This window comes from Thioalkalivibrio sp. AKL17 (genome assembly GCF_000377885.1).
GTDB lineage: Bacteria > Pseudomonadota > Gammaproteobacteria > Ectothiorhodospirales > Ectothiorhodospiraceae > Thioalkalivibrio > Thioalkalivibrio halophilus.
This window is the reverse complement of the sequence record NZ_KB898768.1, coordinates 143,844-157,687: the sequence shown is the minus strand read 5'-3', so window position 1 is coordinate 157,687 and position 13,844 is coordinate 143,844. Positions and strand designations below refer to the sequence as shown.

Genomic DNA, 13,844 nt, shown 5'->3' with positions numbered 1-13,844 from the left:
AGTTTCCCCGCGGGCGTGTCGTGGAGGCAGCGTGTCGCAATCGTCCAGTGCCGACAAGCCGGGTGCTTCCGGGGACCTGCCGGCCCTGGACGCAGGCGGTTTCCATCACCGTCTGCAGGAGGTGCCGGGTGCGGCCGTGGTCCTCTTCACCCGGCGCGGATGCAGCGCCTGTCACGCGATGGGCGACGCCCTGCGGCGCTGGCAGGTGGACGCCGATCCCCCGGCGCTGTTCTGCGTGGATGCCGAGGTCGATACCGCGCTGGTGCGCGAGTTCGAGGTCTTCCACCTGCCGGCGCTGTTCGTGTTTGTGGATGGCGAGTACCACGGCCCGCTGCAGGCCCCGCCGCGCGTGCCGCTGCTGCGCGAGGCTCTGGAGGCACGCCTGCGTCTGCCGCCGGAGGAAGCACCATGAGCGCGGCGGACGTGCCCGTGGCGAAGGACTGGTGGCCGCTGGCGCAGCCCAGCGAAAGTCCGAATCAGGATGCGCGCCCGGCCGGGGTGCAGCCTGAGCTGATCGTGGTGCACGCGATCAGTCTGCCGCCGGGGGAATTCGGCGGCCCGCACGTGGAGGCACTGTTCCATAACCGCCTCGACCCGGCGGCGCATCCGTATTTCGCCGAAATCCATGGCCTGCGCGTGTCGGCGCATGTATTCATCGACCGCGAGGGTCGTGCCGTCCAGTTTGTCCCGTTTGCCCGGCGCGCCTGGCACGCCGGGGTCTCGGCGTGGCGCGGGCGCGAGCGCTGCAACGACTTTTCGATCGGGATCGAGCTGGAAGGCGATGACGATACCCCGTTCACCGCGGTGCAGTACCGTGAGCTGGCGACCCTGGTCCGCTGGCTGCGCGGCCGCTATCCGGCGATCGCCCCGGATGCCCTGGCCGGGCACTGCGACATCGCCCCGGAACGCAAGACGGATCCGGGTCCGTATTTCGACTGGACGCACCTGTACGCCCTGCTGGAGCAAGCAACATGATCGTGGACCTGATGCGACACGGAGAGCCGGCCGGCGGCCAGCGGTTTCGCGGCCACGGCTGCGACGATCCCCTGAGCGAGACCGGCTGGCGGCAGATGCAGCGCGCCGCGGCCACCGAGACCGGGTGGCAGCGGATTTTGACCTCGCCGCTGGTCCGCTGCCGGGCCTTCGCCGAGCATCTGGCGCACGAACGCGATCTGCCGTTGGCCGCGGCGCATGATCTGCGCGAGATCGGCTTCGGTGCCTGGGAGGGGCGCACCCGCGCCCAGCTGCAGGCGGAGCGCCCGGAGGAGTACCGCGCCTTTTACGCCGACCCCGAGCACAACCGGCCGGAGGGGGCGGAGATGCTGGATGCGTTTCGTCAGCGGGTTGCGGCGGCCTTTGCCGAGAGCGTGGAAGGGCCCGGCCGGTCCGACGAACACGTGCTGCTGGTGGTCCACGCCGGCGTGATCCGCGCGCTGGTCGGCGGCGTGATGGCCGTGCCGGACGGCCACCTGTTCCAGCTCGACTGCGACTACGCCAGCCTCACGCGTATCCACCGTCAGCCGGGGCGGGGCTGGCGGCTGGCGTTCACCAACCGGGTCGTGGCGGACTGAGTCAGCCGGCGTTGCGCTTGCGCCTGGGGACCGCCTTCACCGACAGGTAGTAGTCGTTCTCGAGGATGTCGATCAGACGGTCGATGTTGGGGTGCCTGCCCGGGTTGGCGCGGGCGTCGTCGGCATGGCTGCCGTACATCAGCAGACCGGAATTGGCCGCCTTGGGACCGATGCCGCCGAAATCCAGCGCCAGCTGGTAGTACACCTGCAGGGAGAGCTTCTGGCCCTCCTGGTTCTCGATGGTGGCGGTGGGGTTGTAGTCCTCGCCAAACAGTTCGAGGCGTTCGATATTGCTCACGTCGGGCAGTTTCTTGGACATGCCGGGCTCCTCGGATGAATCGGCGGCATTATCGGGGCTGCCCCGTCCGGCCACAACCGCCCGCAATCATGGCGGGTTCGTCGCGTCGTGCCGCTCCTGCTACGATAGCGGCTTTTCCCCGAGGACCGAGAACATGCAGGCAAGCCCGTTCCTGGAAGCCGCGCAGGCCGCGGCCGATGCCGCCGAAAAGGTGATCCGTCATTATTACGAACATGGCGTGGACGTCGAAACCAAGGCCGATGACACGCCGGTCACTCGTGCCGACGTGGAGAGCGAAGAGGCGATCCGCTCCGTCATCCGCGAACGTTTCCCGGATCACGGCTTCTACGGCGAGGAGACCGGGCAGTCGGACATGGATTCCGATTATGTGTGGCTGATCGACCCGATCGACGGCACCAAGAGCTTCGTCCGGCGGTACCCGTTCTTCTCCACCCAGATCGCGCTGATGTACAAGGGCGAGCTGGTCCTGGGGCTGTCGAACGGGCCGCAGTTCGGCGAGCGCGCCTGGGCCGAGAAGGGGCAGGGGGCGTTCCTCAACGGCGAGCGCATCGGTGTGGAGAAGGGCATCACCGCGGTGGACCGCGCGACCCTTTCCACCGGCAACCTGCGCTCGCTGGCGGCACGCGGCGACTGCTGGAACGCGCTGGGCGGGATCGTCGCCGAGGTCAACCGCGTCCGCGGCTACGGCGACTTCTATCACTATCATCTCCTGGCCCGCGGCAGCATCGACTGCATCGTGGAGTCGGACGTGAACATCCTCGACATCGCGGCACTGGCGGTGATCGTGCGTGAAGCGGGCGGGACATTCACCGATCTCGCCGGCGGCGAGCTGGACCTGGACACCGGCACGGTGCTGGCGGCGGGCACCCCCGAGCTGCACGCCACCCTGCGCGAACGCCTCGGCTGGAGCTGACGGGAGTTAGCTTTCCAGCAGCCCGTGGCTGCGCAGTTTCTTGCGCAGGGTTGCGCGGTTGAGGCCCAGCACGGCCGCCGTGCGACTCTGGTTGTAGCCGCAGCGCTCCAGAACGCTGGCCAGCAGCGGACGTTCGACCTCCTCCATCACCAGGGCGTAGAGGTCGTGGCTGGACTGGCCGTCGAGGGTGTCGAAGTATTCTTCCATGGCCTGGCGTACGGATTGCGCAAGCACGCTTTCCGATTCCGCCTCGCCGGCCGGATCGCTCCCTGGCCACGCCTGTCCGTTGCCCTCCTTGCGACGTGCGGAATACCCGTTCGTGCTCATGCAGCCCTGCCAGAATCGTCCGCAGGCGAATCGCCTGATGGAATGATTGCCTCGAGGCGCCGGAGCTGTTCGCCGGCGTCCTCCAGGGCGAACAGCTCGGCCCGCAGTGCGCGGGTGGCTGCCTCGCCTCTCCCCAGCTGCTCAAGATACCAGCCGAGGTGCTTGCGGGCGATACGTACGCCCTGATGCGGACCATATTGCCGGTGCAGTGCGGCGACGTGCTCGCGCATCAGCGCCGCGATTTCCGCCGGTCCGGGTTCGGCCGGGAGGGGCTCACCGGCCAGCGCGGCGCGGATCCGTCCCGGCAGCCACGGGCGTCCCTGCGCGCCGCGTCCGATCATGACCCCGGTGGCACCGGTGCGGGCAAGGGCCCGCCGGGCATCCTCGACGTCGCGGATATCGCCATTGGCCAGCACCGGCAGGGCGGTGGCGGCCACCACCCGGGCGATCGCGTCGTAATCGGCCGCACCGCGGTAGCCCGCCGCGCGGGTGCGCCCATGGACCGTGAGCATCGCGATCCCGGCCTCCGCGGCGATCCCGGCAATGGTTTCCGCGTTCATGCGTTCGGCGTCCAGACCCAGGCGCATCTTCAGGGTGACCGGTACGCCGGCGTTTTCGGTGAGGGCCTGCAGCAGCTCGCGGACCAGCCCGGTATCGCCCATCAGGGCCGAGCCGGCGGCGCGGCTGCAGACCTTCTTGGCCGGGCACCCCAGGTTGAGATCGATGATGTCGGCACCGCGGGCGACATTCTCGCGGGCGGCATCCGCCACGGCAGCGGGCTCGTTGCCCAGCAGCTGGACGATGCGCGGTGACGGTTCGGCCGCGTGATCCAGGCGGTGCCGGCTCTTGGCGCTGTCCCACAGCTGTTGCTGCGAGGTGACCATCTCCGAGACCGCCGCACTGGCCCCCAGGCGTCGTGCGAGCAGGCGGAAAGGCCGGTCGCTGACCCCGGCCATGGGCGCGAGGAAGACCGGCGGGTCCGAGAAATGGTGGGGGCCGAGCTGCATGCCGTCAGTTTAGCAGCCCGGACGCCCGGCGCAGGAATCCGCGTCAGCGGGGCCGGACGTGGACCCCGCTCAGGCGCGGGTGCTCGGTGCGTATGCGCAGGGCAACGGGCCAGGGTCGGTGGGCAGCCATTTGCGGGGGGGTATCACCGTCCGGGGCATAGACCCGCGGGTGGATGCGCTCGCGGGCATGGGTGCGGCCAACGGTGTCCGACAGGGCGATATCCAGCAGCGGCCAGGCCTGAGCGCGTGATTCGTGGTTGTAGAGCTCGAAGATGAGCCAGCGGCCGCTGCCTGCGCCGGCCGGGTGCAGGGATGGGCTGGAGACGCGAACGGACCCGGGCGCGCGATGGGCGCGTTCGGGGCAGCGCAGGCGATCGCAGAGCGAGCTCCGCAGGGTCTCCAGCGCGGGCTCGTGCGTGATGGCGCGGGGCGGGAAAGTCAGTAACTGGAAGATCAGGCCTAGCAGGAGCAGCCCGGCCAGCATTGCGCCCCGGCTGCGGGCACGCGAGCGCCGGGATCTTGTGCGGAGCCATGGGGCCGGTGCGGCGGGTGCTGACGCGTGAGCCCGCTCGGGCGAATCGGCGGGCGCGGGGTGTTCCGGCTCGGGTTCCGGGGATGGGTTCCACTCCGGGGTCGATGCGAAGAGCCTGGTCGGGGCGTCCAAGTTGCCGCTGGCCCGTGATGCCGTGGTCGGGGCCGCGTCCGCGCAGTCGGAGTCGGTCGGCGTGCGGGGGTATTCGTGCAGCCTCCGGACGGGCTGCACTCCGGGCCCGCTGACCGGCTCTCCGGCCGGTGCGATCTCCAGCGCCGGGAAGAATGCGAACGCCCGGCCGCAGGCTTCGCAACGCACGTGTCCGTGGCTCTCGTTCCCCGGAGGGCGGGTCACGACGTGGGCAACGCTGCAATGCGGGCAGCGGGCGAGCATTATCCGGACCGCCCATTGTGCCGGCGAGCGGCGGGCGAATACTTCGCCGGCCGGTTACGTGCGGCGGCGACCGTCCAGCAGGGCCCAGCCATCGCGGGAATCGCGGACACCGATGTCGAATGCATGGGCATAGGCCTCCATGACCTCTTCCGCCTGACGATCCAGCAGTCCGGCCATCAGGATGCGCCCGCCCGGGCGCGTGGCCGCAGTGAGCTCCGGGGCCAGTTCGATCAGCGGGCGGGTGAGGATGTTGGCCAGCACCAGATCGGAGCCGCCCTCGGGCAGCGGGTGATCGGTGAGCCCGGCCTGCAGACGGTCGCCGCCGATGCCGTTGCCCGCGGCGTTGGACTCGGTGGCCTGGACTGCCTGGGGGTCGTTGTCGATCCCGAGGGCGTGGCGCGCCCCCAGCTTGAGCGCGGCGATCGCGAGGATCCCGGAGCCGCAGCCGTAGTCCAGAACCTCGAGGTCACGCGGCGGATCCTCCGCCAGCGCGGTCAGGCACATGGCGGTGGTCGGGTGGTTGCCGGTGCCGAAGGCCAGGCCGGGGTCGAGGTGCACGAAGACCCCGTCCTCGACGTCCGGCTGTTCCTCCCACGAAGGCACGATCCACAGCGGCCCGCCGCAGTGGATGGCCTCCAGCCCGTCCAGGCCCGCGCGTACCCAGTCCTGGTCGGTAATGTCGGTGACCTGCAGCTCGGACGGGGCGGGGTCGCGCTGGAGCATCGAGGCCGAGGCCAGCTCCGCCGCGGTGCGGTCGGAAAACACGGCCTTCAGGCGGATGTCCGACCACAGCGGGTGGGTGCCCGGTGGCGGCTCGAACAGGGGTTCGTCGGCCGCATCGAACAGCTCTACGCTGACTGCACCCAGCTCGAACAGCAGCTCTTCCAGGGCCTCGGCATCGCCGGGTTCGACCCGGCATTCCAGTTCGGCAAGACTCATGCGGCCCTCAGTGTGCCTTCAGCTTCTTTTCCAGGTAGTGGATGTCGGTGGCACCCCGCTGGAAATTGGCGTCGTTCATCAGGTCGGAATGCAGGCTGATGTTGGTGCGGATGCCGTCGACGATGATTTCGCCGAGGGCGCCGCGCATGCGCGCGATGGCGATGTCGCGCGTGGTGCCGTGGGCGATCAGCTTGCCGACCATGGAATCGTAATGCGGCGGGACCGCGTAGCCGTTGTAGATATGCGTGTCCATGCGGATCCCGGGGCCGCCCGGCGCGTGATATTGCTGGATGGTGCCGGGGCTGGGGACGAAGGTTGCGGGGTCCTCGGCGTTGATGCGGCACTCGATCGCATGGCCGTGGATGGTGACGTCGTCCTGAGTAATGCCCAGCGGTTCTCCGGCGGCGATGCGGATCTGTTCGCGCACCAGGTCGATGCCGGTGACCTCCTCGGTCACCGTGTGCTCGACCTGCAGCCGGGTGTTCATCTCGATGAAGAAGAACTGCCCGTCCTCGTACAGGAACTCGAAGGTCCCGGCGCCGCGATAGCCGATCTCCTGGCAGGCGCGGATCAGGCGTTCGCTCATGTCGCGGCGCTGTGTGTCGGTGATCTCCGGGGCCGGGGCCTCCTCGATCACCTTCTGGTGGCGGCGCTGCATGGAGCAGTCGCGCTCGCCCAGGCACACCGCGTTGCCGTGGGTGTCCGCGAGGATCTGGAACTCCACGTGGCGCGGGCGCTCGAGGAATTTCTCCATGTACAGGGTGTCGTTACCGAAGCCCTGACGGGCCTCGTTGCGGGTCAGGGAGATCGCGTTGAGCAGCGCACCCTCGGTATGCACCACGCGCATCCCGCGGCCACCGCCGCCGGCGGCGGCCTTCACGATGACCGGGTAGCCGATCTCCCGGGCCAGCTGAAGGTTGGCCTCGGGGTCCTCGCCCAGAGCTCCCCCGGAACCGGGCACACAGGGAACGCCGGCCGAGAGCATGGACTGCTTGGCGGAGACCTTGTCCCCCATCAGGCGGATGGTCTCGGCCTGCGGCCCGATGAACGCGAAGCCGCTGGATTCCACCCGCTCGGCGAAATCGGCGTTTTCCGACAGGAAGCCGTAGCCCGGGTGGATGGCACCTGCGTCGGTCACTTCGGCGGCGGCGATCAGTGCCGGGATGTTGAGATAGCTCTCGTTCGAGGGGGCGGGGCCGATGCAGACCGACTCGTCGGCCAGGCGCACGTGCTTGAGGTCACGGTCGGCGTCGGAGTGTACGGCTACGGTGGCGATGCCCATCTCGCGGCAGGCGCGCAGGACCCGCAGGGCGATTTCGCCGCGATTGGCGATCAGGATTTTTTCAAACATGCTCGGACCTGTGTTCGGCGAAGACGGTGAAGGCTCACGCGATGATGAACAGCGGCTGGCCGTATTCCACCGGATTGCCATTCTCCACCAGGATCTGGCGGACGGTGCCGGCCTGGTCCGCTTCCAGCGGGTTGAGCATCTTCATCGCCTCGATGATGCACAGGGTGTCGCCCACCTCCACCTGCTGTCCGACTTCGACGAACGGCGTGGCGCCGGGGCTGGGGGCGCGGTAGAAGGTGCCGACCATGGGCGCGGTCACGCGGTGGCCCTCGAGTTCCGCGGGTTCTTCCGCCGCTGCTTCCTCGGCCGCGGCCGCGGGAGCGGGCGGTGCGGGCGGCGGCGCGGCGGCCGGCATCGGTGCGGGCTGTGCCTGGGGTACGCCCCCGGGCGAGCGGGTGATGCGCACCGACTCCTCGCCCTCGTTGATCTCGATTTCGTGGATCCCGCTCTCCTCGAGCAGGTCGATCAGTTTCTTGACCTTGCGGATATCCATGGGTGCCTATGACTCCTTGATGGCTGCAATCGCCGCGTCCAGCGCCAGCCGGTAGCCCCGGGGGCCGAAACCGGCCAGGGTGGCGGCGGCGACGTCGGCCAGCAGCGATGTCTGCCGGAACGCCTCGCGGGCATGGACGTTGCTGATGTGGATCTCGTAGAACGGGATCGCGACCCCCAGCAGGGCGTCACGCAGGCTGACGCTGGTGTGGGTCAGTCCGCCCGGGTTGATCAGGATACGGCGCACGTCCTCGCCCGGCGCCGCGTGGATGCGGTCGATCAGGGCGCCCTCGTGATTGCTCTGAAAGCAGTTCAGGCGGATCCCCGCCTCGTGCGCCCGGTTCTCCAGATCCGCCTCGATGTCCGCCAGCGTGGCATGGCCATAGCGCTCCGGCTCCCGCTGTCCGAGCAGGTTCAGGTTGGGGCCGTTGAGCAGCAGGATGGTGGCCATGACGGGAATCGGCGGCGATCCGGACGTGAATGGGGGCGAACGCGCCGGAACATGCCGGCGAATCCATGGCCGCGATTCTGCCGCAGGGAGCGCGGGGTGTCCAGCATCTTTGCCGTGCGCCGGAGCGTGCCCGCGCGGGGTCAGAGGTACTGCTCGAGCCAGCCGTTCAGGTCGTCTTCGGTAACCTCGCCGCGGTGGGTCTCGCGCACGGTCCCGTCACGATCGATGACCACGGTGTAGGGCAGGGCCCCGATCCGGTTGCCGTACTCGGCCTGGACCTCCATGGCCTCGTCCTGCCCGATCAGGATCGGGAATTCGATGCCGTAGGTGGCGACGAACTGCTCGGTGGCCGACTGTTCGTCCACCGCGACCGCGACGATGTTGAAGTCCTCGTCCCGGTATTCTTCCCAGGTTTCCTGAAAGAGCGGCATTTCCTTCTTGCAGGGCGGACACCAGGTGGCCCAGAAGTTGAGTACCACCAGGTCGTCGTCCCACTGGTTGAAGGCCTGCTCCTCGCCCTCCAGGTCCGGCAGGGTGAAGTCGATGCGCGACTCGCCGGTCGGGGTGTCCTCCGGCCCCGCGACGTCGGCGGCATCGACATCCGGGTCGCCGCCGGTCGCGGTGTCGCCGGACCGGTCGTTATCCAGGCAGGCGGTCAGGGCCGGGGCGCACAGCCCGATGGCCAGTGCCAGCCACCAGCGGTTCCCGTTCACGGGCGCACCCCCAGGGCGTTGTCCAGGTGCTCGAGGAAGGCCTCGGCGTTGAGGTATCCGACACGGCGAAACTGCGGCAGCGGTTCGCCGTCGCGGTCGTAGAACACCATCGCGGGCGGGCCGAACAGCTCGAAGTGCTGCATCAGTTCGCGGTGCTCCGAGGTGTTGTCGGTGACGTCGGCCTTCAGCAGATGGACATCCGCGGTGGCGCGGATGACCTCCGGGTCCTGGAAGGTGGTGCGGTCCAGACGCACGCAGTCCACGCACCAGTCGGCGTAGAAGTCGAGGAACACCGGTTCGCCGCGCGAGGCAGCCTCGTCCACCTCGCGTTCCAGGTCCTCCAGGCTGTCGATGTAGGTGAACTCCATCTCCGTCGGTCCGCCGTCCGCGGTGGTGACGGCGGGCTGGCTGAGGGTGGCCAGCGGGCGGGTCATGTCCTTGCCGCCGGTGGCCGCCCCCAGCATCAGCAGGATGCCGTAGATCAGGATCACCAGGCCGATCCCCTTCCACAGGGTGTGCCAGCCGGACTTGCCTTCGGGCAGGCTCTGCAGCGCCCCCATGTACACCGCGACCACGATGAACAGGGTGGCCCACAGGAACATCGCCACTTCGCCCGGGATGACCCGTTCCAGCAGCCAGATGCCCATGGCCAGCAGGCCCACGCCGAACACCGCCTTGATGGTATCCATCCACGGGCCGGCCTTCGGCAGCAGGCGTCCGGCCGAGGTGCCGATCGCCAGCAGGGGAGCGCCCATGCCCATGCTCAGCGAGAACAGGGCGATCCCGCCCAGCACGGCGTCGCCGGTCTGGCTGATGTAGAGCAGGGCTCCCAGCAGCGGTGCGGTGACGCACGGCCCGACGATCAGGGCCGAGAGGAAGCCCATGATACCGGCGCCGAACAGGGTGCCGCCTTCCTGCCGGTTGCTGATGTTCGACAGCTTGCTCTGCACGCCTGCCGGCATCTGCAGGTCGTAGAAGCCGAACATCGACATCGACAGAGCGATGAAGATGGCGACGAAGGTGCCGATGATCCAGGGGTTCTGGAAGGCGGCCTGCAGGTTGGCCCCGGCCATGCCCGCCAGCACCCCGGCTACGGTGTAAGTGAGCGCCATCGCGAGCACGAACACCAGCGAGATGAAGAACGCCTTGCGGGTGTTCATCTCCTTCTGGCCCAGGATGATGTTGGACAGGATCGGGATCATCGGGAACACGCAGGGCGTGAAGGTCAGCAGCAGGCCGAAGCCGAAGAACGCCAGGGCCACCAGCCACACGCGCCCGTCGGCCAGCTGCGCCGCGATGCGGTCCTGTTCCGAGGCCGGAGGGGCGACGGCGTCGTCGTCCTCCGGCGCGGGCTCGCCTTCGTCCGGCAGGGCGGCCGTGTCGGCCTCCGCGGCCAGATCGGCGGCAAAGCTGACCGCGACTTCCTGAGTCAGCGGCGGGTAGCAGATACCCGCGTCCGCACAGCCCTGGTAGTCCACCGCCAGCACGATGTCGGCGACGTCGTCGGCATCGCGCTGCACCGGCACCAGGATTTCCACCTCGTCGCGGAAGATGCGGGTCTCGCCGAAGAATTCGTCCTCGTGCAGCTCGCCGTCGGGCGGGCTGATGTTGCCGGGCTCGATGCCTTCCCCTTCGGCGACGCGCACGTCCAGCTGATCGCGGTAGAGATAGTAGCCGTCGGCGATGTCGAAGCGCAGCACCACGGCGTTCTGGCTGATCGCCTCGGCGGAGGCGGCGAACGCGTCCTCGGGGTCGAGCAGATCCTCGTCCCCGGCGAGGTCGCCGGACATCTGGCCGAGCTCGTCCAGTGCGCCTTCCTCGGCCGCCGTGGTGTCGGCCTCGGCCTCGGCGTCACCCGGCAGGCCCGGCAGGGTGATGGATACGGTCTGGAAGTGCGGCGGGTAACAGATGCCGGCATCCGCGCAGCCCTGCGAGCGTGCGGTCAGCTCGATGGTCTCGTTTTCGGCGGCCAGTACCGGCAGCTCGATGCTGACCTCGCCGCGATAGGTCTCGACCCGCCCGAAGAACTCGTCTTCCTTGATCTCGCCGTCCGGGATCGCCGGATCGCCCAGTTCCAGACCGGGGCTTTCCGGTTCGAATTCGAACTGCTCGCGGTACATGTAGTACTCGTCCGCGATGTCCCAGGTCAGGCGGATGGTGGATTCATCCACCGCCTCGGCACTGATCGCGAAGGCGTCGTCCGGGTCGAGCAGGTCGTCGTCCATGCCGAACTGTGCCGCGGCCACTCCGGGCAGCAGCAACAGCGCGGTGAACAGGGCGGCAAGCCAGTAACGGAGGTTCATCGGGTGCATTCGTGGATCCAGTTCAGGTAGTCGGGCAGTCCGTCCTCGATCGGCAGGGCGATGATTTCGGGGGTGTCGTACGGATGTTGATCGTGCAGGGTGGCCCGAAGTTCGGGCCAGGCCTCGCGCGAGGTCTTGATCAGCAGGGTGACTTCGCTGTCGACCTCGATGCGGCCCTGCCACTGATAGATCGAGCGGCCGGGCGGGAGCATGTGCACGCAGGCGGCGCGGCCGGCCTCGACCAGGTGGCCGGCCAGGCGCTCGGCGGCGTCGGGATCGTCCAGCGTGGTGATGACCAGCCAGGCCGGTGCGGGGTCGGATTCGCTCATGGTGATGTGCGTCCTCCTGGTTCAGTCCGGATGCTCATTCCAGGCCGAGTTCGATCCGTGCCGCCTGGTCCGCCCGCGGGGCGAGGCCATCCGGGGGCGTGAACTCGACCCGCAGACGATAGGCGGGGTCGTCCTCTTCGCCGCTGCGCTCCCAGTCCACGTGCACCACCCGGCCGTCGACGCGGGTGTCGTTCAGGATGACCGTAACCGGGTGCCCGGGTTCCAGGCGTGCGGCGGTATCCGCGTCCACGCGGCCGCGTGCATGCATCGGATCGTCGCGTCCGATCACCGCGAGAACCGGCGGAACCAGCGCGGGGTTCACGTATTCGTTGCGGGTGACGTCCAGGCGCAGCACGCGGCCCTCTCCGGGCGCGGCGATCTCGGTGTCGTGCAAGTCCGCGCGGGCCTGGCGGACCCGGGCACGGGCCTCGGTCAGGCGCGATTCGGCCGCGGTGTGGTCGATTCGGGCCAGTTCCAGTTCGCGCTCGGCGATCAGGGTCTGGTCGTACAGGTCGCGGGCCTTGCGCAGTTCGCGTTCGGTTTCCGATGCTTCCAGCTCCAGGCGTTCGACCTCGGCCTGCGCTGCGGACAGTTCCGCACGGGCCCGGCGATCGTCGATGCGGAACAGGGTGTCATCTTCCATCACCCGGTCGCCGGGCCGGACCCCGATCTCCCGGACCTGGCCCGCGACGGGCGCGGTGATCCGGTACTGCTCGCTCCAGGCGAGCTCCGCGTCCACAGTCTGGGCGCCCGCGGCCGGGCTCAGCAACAACAGCGCGAGGCTCGCGCCGATCGCCCGCCGGGTGGTGTGCGGGATGGGGTGAATGCGGGTGTTCATGGGGTCCCTCCAAAGGCGGTGGCGTCGGCGGCGAACGGACTCAGGTCTTCGCGGCCGGTCAGCAGGGCAAGGCGTTCGTAGGCCAGGGCCAGCTCGAATTCGGTACGGGCATTGAAATGCGCGGCCGCGCTCTGCTGGACCATGGAGTCGCCGAGATCGGCCTCGTCTTCCATCTGATAGAGATAGCGCGCGCGGCTGATGTAGAGGTCGCGGTAGTCCATGCGTGCCAGTGCCTCGTCGCGTTGCACCTCCAGGGTCCGGATTTCGTGCACGAGTTCACGCACCCGGTTGCGGGCCCGGAGCATGGCCTGGTCGCGTTCGGCCTCGGCTTCCCGGCGCTGGGCCACCGCGCGGCCGACACGGGCATCGCCGCGGCGCCCCTCGAACAGCGGCACCTCCAGCACCAGCGCGGCGGCAAAAGGGTTGCGGTCTCCGCCGAACTCCTTGTTCCAGTAGCCGGTCTCGGCCTCGGCATACAGCCGCGGGCGGCTTTCACTGCGGGCCGCCTGCACGCGGCCGGTAGCGGCCTCGACCCGCTGCCGTTCGGCGGCCAGGGCCGGGCTGCCGGACTCCAGGTCCGCCAGCAGGCTGCGCAGCTCCGGAAGCTCGGGCAGGTCCAGCGGCAGCGGCGGACCGAGGACGTCGGCCGGCGGGCGTCCGCGGTGATGCAGGGCCTCGGCCAGCTCCGCGCGACTGCGCTGCTGGCGGTACAGCGAGCGTTGCCGCTGGGTGAAGTGTTCCTGGTATTCCGCTTCCGCCTCGAACAGGTCGATGTCGGAGACCTGGCCCAGCTCGTTGCGCTCCTGCATGCGTTCGAGGGTCACGAATGCGGCGGCCATGGCTTCGGTGTCGCGGGCGAAGGCCAGATCGGCGAGGACCACGTCGAAGTAGCGCTCCAGGACCTCCAGGCGGTGCCGGGCGAACGCCAGCCATTCCTCCTGGCGTGCGGCTTCCACCGCGCTGGCCCCGGCCTCCTCGCGCGCCCGGGAGTGGCCGAAGTCGCTCAGCAGCTTGCGCGCGACCAGGGTTGCGCGCGAGTCGTTGTTGCGGTCGTCGGCGATGTTGTCGTTGGGCTCGATCCAGCGTGCTTCCAGGCGCGCGTCCACGCGCAGGTCACGGTCGGCGCGCGTGGCTTCCAGCTCCGCTTCGGCCGCTTCGCGTCGGGCGCGGGCCTGCTGCACGCGGGGGTGCATCGCATTCACCGCCTCGATGGCATGCTGCAGCCGCAGGGGCTGGGGCAGCGGCTCGATGTCCGGCACCACCTCGGCCGACGCGGGACCGCCCGTGCCGACGGCCAGCACGAGGCACGCCGTCAGGAGGGCGCCGGCACGGCGCCCCCGGACAGGGAGACGAGGAGTCATGTCCG

17 protein-coding genes are annotated in these 13,844 nt (G+C 69.1%); 4 read left to right on the top strand and 13 right to left on the bottom strand.

The features are described 5' to 3' along the window. Positions 1–31: 31 nt before the first annotated feature. Genes D577_RS0110875 through D577_RS0110865 form a run of 3 tightly spaced genes read left to right on the top strand, consistent with a single transcriptional unit; the run spans position 32 to position 1,571 of the window. On the top strand, positions 32–412 hold the full coding sequence (locus D577_RS0110875; protein WP_018947502.1) for a thioredoxin family protein: 381 nt from the start codon (positions 32–34) through the stop codon (positions 410–412). Beyond that, positions 409–975 carry a 1,6-anhydro-N-acetylmuramyl-L-alanine amidase AmpD gene (gene ampD / locus D577_RS0110870; protein ID WP_018947501.1) on the top strand — a complete coding sequence of 189 codons (567 nt, stop codon included), beginning with the start codon at positions 409–411 and terminating at the stop codon, positions 973–975. The genes D577_RS0110875 and ampD overlap by 4 nt, the downstream gene beginning before the upstream one ends. Further along, complete coding sequence (locus tag D577_RS0110865) at positions 972–1,571, top strand: histidine phosphatase family protein (RefSeq protein ID WP_018947500.1); 600 nt, start codon at positions 972–974, stop codon at positions 1,569–1,571. Before ampD ends, D577_RS0110865 begins: the two co-directional genes overlap by 4 nt. A gap of 1 nt (position 1,572) precedes the next feature. On the opposite strand, the gene D577_RS0110860 is transcribed toward D577_RS0110865, so the two are convergent. Next, complete coding sequence (locus D577_RS0110860; RefSeq protein WP_018947499.1) at positions 1,573–1,890, bottom strand: DUF2322 family protein; 318 nt, start codon at positions 1,888–1,890, stop codon at positions 1,573–1,575. 133 nt (positions 1,891–2,023) lie between these two features. Here D577_RS0110860 and D577_RS0110855 point away from each other — a divergent pair, with 133 nt between their 5' ends. After that, positions 2,024–2,803 (top strand): inositol monophosphatase family protein, encoded by a 780-nt coding sequence (locus tag D577_RS0110855; RefSeq protein ID WP_018947498.1) that lies wholly within the window; start codon positions 2,024–2,026, stop codon positions 2,801–2,803. A gap of 6 nt (positions 2,804–2,809) precedes the next feature. Here D577_RS0110855 and D577_RS0110850 read toward each other — a convergent pair whose 3' ends face one another. From D577_RS0110850 to D577_RS0110795, 12 genes are all read right to left on the bottom strand, one after another. Beyond that, a complete protein-coding gene (locus D577_RS0110850; RefSeq protein WP_018947497.1) occupies positions 2,810–3,130 on the bottom strand; it encodes a helix-turn-helix domain-containing protein in 321 nt (106 codons plus the stop codon). Next, positions 3,127–4,137: a tRNA dihydrouridine synthase DusB gene (dusB, locus tag D577_RS0110845; RefSeq protein WP_018947496.1), complete on the bottom strand. Its 1,011-nt coding sequence runs from the start codon at positions 4,135–4,137 to the stop codon at positions 3,127–3,129. Before dusB ends, D577_RS0110850 begins: the two co-directional genes overlap by 4 nt. Before the next feature lie 43 nt (positions 4,138–4,180). Further along, on the bottom strand, positions 4,181–4,621 hold the full coding sequence (locus tag D577_RS14430; protein ID WP_018947495.1) for a DUF3426 domain-containing protein: 441 nt from the start codon (positions 4,619–4,621) through the stop codon (positions 4,181–4,183). Positions 4,622–5,116: 495 nt separating this feature from the next. Next, entirely contained in the window at positions 5,117–6,001 is an 885-nt protein-coding gene (gene prmA / locus D577_RS0110835; RefSeq protein ID WP_018947494.1) for a 50S ribosomal protein L11 methyltransferase, read from the bottom strand. Between the two features lie 7 nt (positions 6,002–6,008). Continuing rightward, positions 6,009–7,352: an acetyl-CoA carboxylase biotin carboxylase subunit gene (gene accC, locus D577_RS0110830; RefSeq protein WP_018947493.1), complete on the bottom strand. Its 1,344-nt coding sequence runs from the start codon at positions 7,350–7,352 to the stop codon at positions 6,009–6,011. A 34-nt stretch (positions 7,353–7,386) separates the two neighbouring features. After that, positions 7,387–7,845 carry an acetyl-CoA carboxylase biotin carboxyl carrier protein gene (gene accB, locus D577_RS0110825; RefSeq protein ID WP_018947492.1) on the bottom strand — a complete coding sequence of 153 codons (459 nt, stop codon included), beginning with the start codon at positions 7,843–7,845 and terminating at the stop codon, positions 7,387–7,389. 6 nt (positions 7,846–7,851) lie between these two features. After that, the gene (gene aroQ, locus D577_RS0110820; protein WP_018869755.1) at positions 7,852–8,295 is read right to left on the bottom strand and encodes a type II 3-dehydroquinate dehydratase; all 444 of its coding nucleotides are present in this window, start codon (positions 8,293–8,295) and stop codon (positions 7,852–7,854) included. A gap of 140 nt (positions 8,296–8,435) precedes the next feature. Then, the gene (locus D577_RS0110815; RefSeq protein ID WP_018947491.1) at positions 8,436–9,008 is read right to left on the bottom strand and encodes a TlpA disulfide reductase family protein; all 573 of its coding nucleotides are present in this window, start codon (positions 9,006–9,008) and stop codon (positions 8,436–8,438) included. Beyond that, a complete protein-coding gene (dsbD, locus tag D577_RS0110810) occupies positions 9,005–11,320 on the bottom strand; it encodes a protein-disulfide reductase DsbD (RefSeq protein WP_026289019.1) in 2,316 nt (771 codons plus the stop codon). Before dsbD ends, D577_RS0110815 begins: the two co-directional genes overlap by 4 nt. After that, complete coding sequence (gene cutA / locus D577_RS0110805) at positions 11,308–11,640, bottom strand: divalent-cation tolerance protein CutA (RefSeq protein WP_018947489.1); 333 nt, start codon at positions 11,638–11,640, stop codon at positions 11,308–11,310. Before cutA ends, dsbD begins: the two co-directional genes overlap by 13 nt. Before the next feature lie 34 nt (positions 11,641–11,674). Then, complete coding sequence (locus D577_RS0110800; RefSeq protein ID WP_018947488.1) at positions 11,675–12,478, bottom strand: efflux RND transporter periplasmic adaptor subunit; 804 nt, start codon at positions 12,476–12,478, stop codon at positions 11,675–11,677. Then, on the bottom strand, positions 12,475–13,779 hold the full coding sequence (locus D577_RS0110795; RefSeq protein WP_018947487.1) for a TolC family protein: 1,305 nt from the start codon (positions 13,777–13,779) through the stop codon (positions 12,475–12,477). Before D577_RS0110795 ends, D577_RS0110800 begins: the two co-directional genes overlap by 4 nt. Positions 13,780–13,844 lie beyond the last annotated feature (65 nt).

Bases quoted from the DNA above. Each gene is read 5' to 3' on its own strand.
- ampD (WP_018947501.1), top strand. From the start codon at position 409: ATGAGCGCGGCGGACGTGCCCGTGGCGAAGGACTGGTGGCCGCTGGCG.
- D577_RS0110865 (WP_018947500.1), top strand. From the start codon at position 972: ATGATCGTGGACCTGATGCGACACGGAGAGCCGGCCGGCGGCCAGCGG.
- D577_RS0110860 (WP_018947499.1), bottom strand. From the start codon at position 1,890: ATGTCCAAGAAACTGCCCGACGTGAGCAATATCGAACGCCTCGAACTG.
- D577_RS0110855 (WP_018947498.1), top strand. From the start codon at position 2,024: ATGCAGGCAAGCCCGTTCCTGGAAGCCGCGCAGGCCGCGGCCGATGCC.
- D577_RS0110850 (WP_018947497.1), bottom strand. From the start codon at position 3,130: ATGAGCACGAACGGGTATTCCGCACGTCGCAAGGAGGGCAACGGACAG.
- dusB (WP_018947496.1), bottom strand. From the start codon at position 4,137: ATGCAGCTCGGCCCCCACCATTTCTCGGACCCGCCGGTCTTCCTCGCG.
- D577_RS14430 (WP_018947495.1), bottom strand. From the start codon at position 4,621: ATGCTGGCCGGGCTGCTCCTGCTAGGCCTGATCTTCCAGTTACTGACT.
- prmA (WP_018947494.1), bottom strand. From the start codon at position 6,001: ATGAGTCTTGCCGAACTGGAATGCCGGGTCGAACCCGGCGATGCCGAG.
- accC (WP_018947493.1), bottom strand. From the start codon at position 7,352: ATGTTTGAAAAAATCCTGATCGCCAATCGCGGCGAAATCGCCCTGCGG.
- accB (WP_018947492.1), bottom strand. From the start codon at position 7,845: ATGGATATCCGCAAGGTCAAGAAACTGATCGACCTGCTCGAGGAGAGC.
- aroQ (WP_018869755.1), bottom strand. From the start codon at position 8,295: ATGGCCACCATCCTGCTGCTCAACGGCCCCAACCTGAACCTGCTCGGA.
- dsbD (WP_026289019.1), bottom strand. From the start codon at position 11,320: ATGCACCCGATGAACCTCCGTTACTGGCTTGCCGCCCTGTTCACCGCG.
- cutA (WP_018947489.1), bottom strand. From the start codon at position 11,640: ATGAGCGAATCCGACCCCGCACCGGCCTGGCTGGTCATCACCACGCTG.
- D577_RS0110800 (WP_018947488.1), bottom strand. From the start codon at position 12,478: ATGAACACCCGCATTCACCCCATCCCGCACACCACCCGGCGGGCGATC.